Origin of the sequence: Desulfonatronum thiodismutans (genome assembly GCF_000717475.1) — a bacterium.
Lineage (GTDB): Bacteria > Desulfobacterota > Desulfovibrionia > Desulfovibrionales > Desulfonatronaceae > Desulfonatronum > Desulfonatronum thiodismutans.
Genome location: NZ_JPIK01000007.1, coordinates 1 through 3,752, shown reverse-complemented (window position 1 = coordinate 3,752; position 3,752 = coordinate 1). Strand labels below are relative to the sequence as shown.

The 3,752-nt window shown below is 56.0% G+C and carries 4 protein-coding genes and 1 pseudogene; 4 read left to right on the top strand and 1 reads right to left on the bottom strand.

The genetic code is table 11. The features are described 5' to 3' along the window. The 3 genes from GY33_RS21660 to GY33_RS19670 all read left to right on the top strand — a co-directional run. On the top strand, positions 1 to 207 hold a 207-nt coding region (locus tag GY33_RS21660), incomplete at its 5' end, for a hypothetical protein (protein WP_235185482.1). Then, a complete protein-coding gene (locus GY33_RS20345; protein ID WP_084184864.1) occupies positions 208 to 501 on the top strand; it encodes a GxxExxY protein in 294 nt (97 codons plus the stop codon). It abuts the gene before it with no gap. Between the two features lie 938 nt (positions 502 to 1,439). Next, entirely contained in the window at positions 1,440 to 1,943 is a 504-nt protein-coding gene (locus tag GY33_RS19670) for a GbsR/MarR family transcriptional regulator (RefSeq protein WP_051822363.1), read from the top strand. Between the two features lie 520 nt (positions 1,944 to 2,463). On the opposite strand, the gene GY33_RS0106485 is transcribed toward GY33_RS19670, so the two are convergent. Beyond that, complete coding sequence (locus GY33_RS0106485; RefSeq protein ID WP_152555106.1) at positions 2,464 to 3,456, bottom strand: IS110 family RNA-guided transposase; 993 nt, start codon at positions 3,454 to 3,456, stop codon at positions 2,464 to 2,466. Positions 3,457 to 3,514: 58 nt separating this feature from the next. Here GY33_RS0106485 and GY33_RS0106480 point away from each other — a divergent pair. After that, positions 3,515 to 3,752: pseudogene (locus GY33_RS0106480) on the top strand (hypothetical protein); the annotation flags it as partial.

Sequence of the window (3,752 nt, the reverse complement as noted above, 5' to 3'; positions counted from 1 at the left end):
TTTGGCTCATTGTTCAGGTCTTGTGGCGAGGAAATGAGGGATCTGGACTTCAGGGCCGCACTGAAACGTATTCTTGAGCTCGCAGTAGACAAGCTGCGCAGAGCGGGACAATACGCAGAGCAGATATTCACCGCCATGATTTCCGAAGTATTCGGGGCAGCTATCGAGTTCTTCGGCTTGAACCAGGAATTATGTCAAAGATCGTAAATAGTTGCGCAGCAAGCCGCAACCCCGAAAGTTGAGGTCATAACGGAACTGCCACTGCCGGTAGCTTACAAGGGCAAGGTAATCCACGAGCTCGGCTTTCGCTTGGATATGCTGGTGGGAGATCAGGTTGTCGTGGAACTCAAGTCGGTACAACGGATCGAGCCAGTGCACAAAAAGCAGTTGTTGAGCTATTTACGACTGTCAGGCAAGGAGGTTGGATTGTTGATCAATTTCAATGAAGCCTTGCTCAAGGATGGCATTGTGAGAGTGGTCAACACCCTGTCCACGCCATGAGGTGCCTGGGCGAAGATCCTTGTTCGTTGCTTCACACTCGGAGCAATGATCAAAAATCTCTCCTCCGCGCCTCAAGCGAGTCTTCGAGCGGGCGAGAGGCCAGAAAGAATATCATCTCACGCCCGGCCCTGTCGGGCCTAGAGCCGCGGAGCCGCTGAGGGTTTGAACCGGCCTTCGACCAAAAGCCTTTCTCCTCCGCGCCTCTGCGCCTCAAGCGAGTCTTCGAGCGGGCGAGAGACCGGAAAGAATATCATCTCACGCCTGGCCCTGTCGGGCCTAGAGCCGCGGAGCCGCCGAGGGTTTGAACCGGCCTTCGGCCAAAAGCCTTTCTCCTCCGCGTCTCTGCGTCTCAAGCGAGTCTTCGAGCGGGCGAGAGACCGGAAAGAATATCATCTCACGCCCGGCCCCGTCGGGTCTTGAGCCGCGGAGCCGCTGAGGGTTTGAACCGGCCTTCGGCCAAAAGTCTTTCTTCTCCGCGTCTCTGCGCCTCAAGCGAGTCTTCGAGCGGGCGAGAGGCCAGAAAGAATATCATCTTACGCCCGGCCCTGTCGGGCCTAGAGCCGCGGAGCCGCCGAGGAATGAAAAGGCCTTCGGCCCAAAGCCTTTCTTCTCCGCGCCTCTGCGCCTCAAGCGAGTCTTCGAGCGGGCGAGAGGCCAGAAAGAATATCATCTCACGCCCGGCCCTGTCGGGCCTAGAGCCGCGGAGCCGCCGAGGGTTTGAACCGGCCTTCGGCCAAAAGCCTTTCTCCTCCGCGCCTCTGCGCCTCAAGCGAGTCTTCGAGCGGGCGAGAGACCGGAAAGAATATCATCTCACGCCCGGCCCTGTCGGGCCTTGAGCCGCAGAGCCGCTGAGGGGTGAAATGAAATCATAAAGCCTTGACACGTTCCGGATGGAAACATTAGCAAAAGAGCTTTCAAAATTTTATGAAAATACAGTAATGAAAGAACATAATTCCATTAATGAAGTCCGCGCCGGCCTCATTGAAACCGGCGGTCGAATGTCCCAGGAGTTCGGCTTGGGACGAATCGTGGGCCAAGTGCTGATCAGCCTGTACCTGACCGACGGCGAGGCCTCCCTGGATCAACTGGAGGAAGAGCTCGGGTTGAGCAAGGCCGCGGTGAGCACGGCCGCGCGCCAGTTGGAGAGCCTGGGCTTCGTTGTCCGGGTCTGGAAGCAGGGGGACCGCAAGAGCTACTACCGCACCGTGGACAACATCGGTTCAGCCCTGCGCCAGGGGTTGCTGGCCATGGTTCGGCGTAAGGTGGAGTCCGCTGGAGTTGAGTTGGATACGGCTTTGGAGGTGCTGGAGAAAAACGGGGGTGCCCACGCCTCGAGCAGGGAAACCCGCTTTCTCTATTCCAGGGTTCACCGGGCTAAATCCCTGCGCGACCGGACCTCGCAGATACTGGACAATCCGCTCTTCAAGCTGCTTGGGATATGAGGCGACCCGGTTGCGCCTCTTTGTATTTTCTATCACCTTCAGCGTATGGCCGCGGACACCCGAGTCAGGGACATCTACTTGCGTGTTGAAAGTCTTTTTTGGCAGTCCGTTCAAAAAACCCAAGTGCAAGGAGCAAAAAAACAAGGTCAAAGCGTATTTATTGAAACGCGAGGGTTTGAACTTTTTTGCAGCGACGCGGCAATTGGGAGTTTTTCAACGTATATGGCCCCGCCCTGACGTCAAGAGCAAGGTTCTGAGACAAAAATGGTTGGATGCAAACGTATATCCGGCATCATGCCAAGCTGGCAGCGCCCTGATGGTATATCCGCGCTTCCGTCCCTCATCGCTGCTTCGACCTTGAAGGCCACCGTTGAAAGCAGGGTCCCCGGAAGCTGGTCCGACCGTTTTGTCTCATCCTCTTTTTCTTGGCATCCTCGGTGGGGGAAATCCCTCAATATCCTTTGCCGTCAGTCTTGTTGCAGGTTGCTCACGTCAACAAAGCCATACCATAGACATCCAATCACGCCGCCTTGGCGTACTCGGTGCCGTGTGCCAGCATGCTCCATGCAATCCGAGCCGTCCTGTTCGCCAAGGCGACACTCGCCCTATTGTGGCCTCGCCGGTCAATCAGGCTCACAAGCCAGGCATTACGCGCCCCATCTCCAAGAGGTTCCCGGTCCATTTTCATGGCTCGCAGAACCGCTCGACCTCCATGGATCAGAAGTGTCCTGACGTAGCTGTCGCCACGCTTGCTGATGCCCAAAAGACGTCGCTTCCCTCCAGTGGAGTGTTGGCGCGGAACAAGACCAAGATACGCCGCGAATTCCCTTCCGTTTTTGAAGTCTTGGACCGTCCCGGCCACAGTCAGAAGAATCGAGGCGGTAAGAACCCCTACTCCAGGAATCTGCATCAGACGGCGGCAAGCTTCATGCTCCTTGACGATGTCCTTCAGAACCTTGTTTTGCTCGGCTATTCGGGCGTCAAGGAAAGTAATGTTCTCATACTGGGAACGCAGCAACTGCCGCATGGTTCCGGAAAGGCCGTTTTCATGATCGTCAATGATCGACGGGAGATGAAAGCGGACATGACAAGCCCCTTGCTTGAGGATAATGCCGTTCTCAGCCAGCAGACCTCTAACCTGGTTGATCGCCGCGGTCCTTGCTTGGACAAAGCTTCTACGGACACGGTGAATAGCTTGGATATCCGCCTGTTCCTGGGTCTTATTGGGAACAAAACGCATTCTTGGACGTTGCACTGCCTCACAGATAGCCTCCGCATCGTTGGGATCGTTTTTCTCGGCCATCAGGTAAGGCTTGACGAACTTTGGATGGATTCTTTTGGCGGTATGACCACAGGATTCGATGACCCGTGCCCAGTAAGTGGAACTGGCGCATGCTTCCATGCCGACAAGACAATGCGGCAGGTTGGAGAAAAAGTCAGCGACTTGGGCTCGTTTGAGAGTCTTACGCAAAACAGTTCTTCCTTGCGAATCCACGCCATCCCTCTGTGTCATTGAAGGTGAGACAGCCGCCTGTTGAGAAATTAATGTAGGGCGGTTAGGAGTCTCAAGCATGAAGTTAGCACCAGCCATCGTTTCGGGAAGGGAGCCGGGGATGGGGGAGACGGAAGGAGGCCATAGGCCGACTGGAGTCTCCCCCATCCCCGGCATGAACCAACAACCCACAGACCCGGAAGTTTCCGAGGTCGTCAAACGAAGAAAGCATACTGCCGCCTATAAACTTCGCATCCTCCAAGAAGCCGATGCCTGTACCGAGCAGGGGCAGATCGGGGCCTTGCTGCGCAGAGAGG

Bases quoted from the DNA above. Each gene is read 5' to 3' on its own strand.
- GY33_RS19670 (WP_051822363.1), top strand. From the start codon at position 1,440: ATGAAAGAACATAATTCCATTAATGAAGTCCGCGCCGGCCTCATTGAA.
- GY33_RS0106485 (WP_152555106.1), bottom strand. From the start codon at position 3,456: ATGACACAGAGGGATGGCGTGGATTCGCAAGGAAGAACTGTTTTGCGT.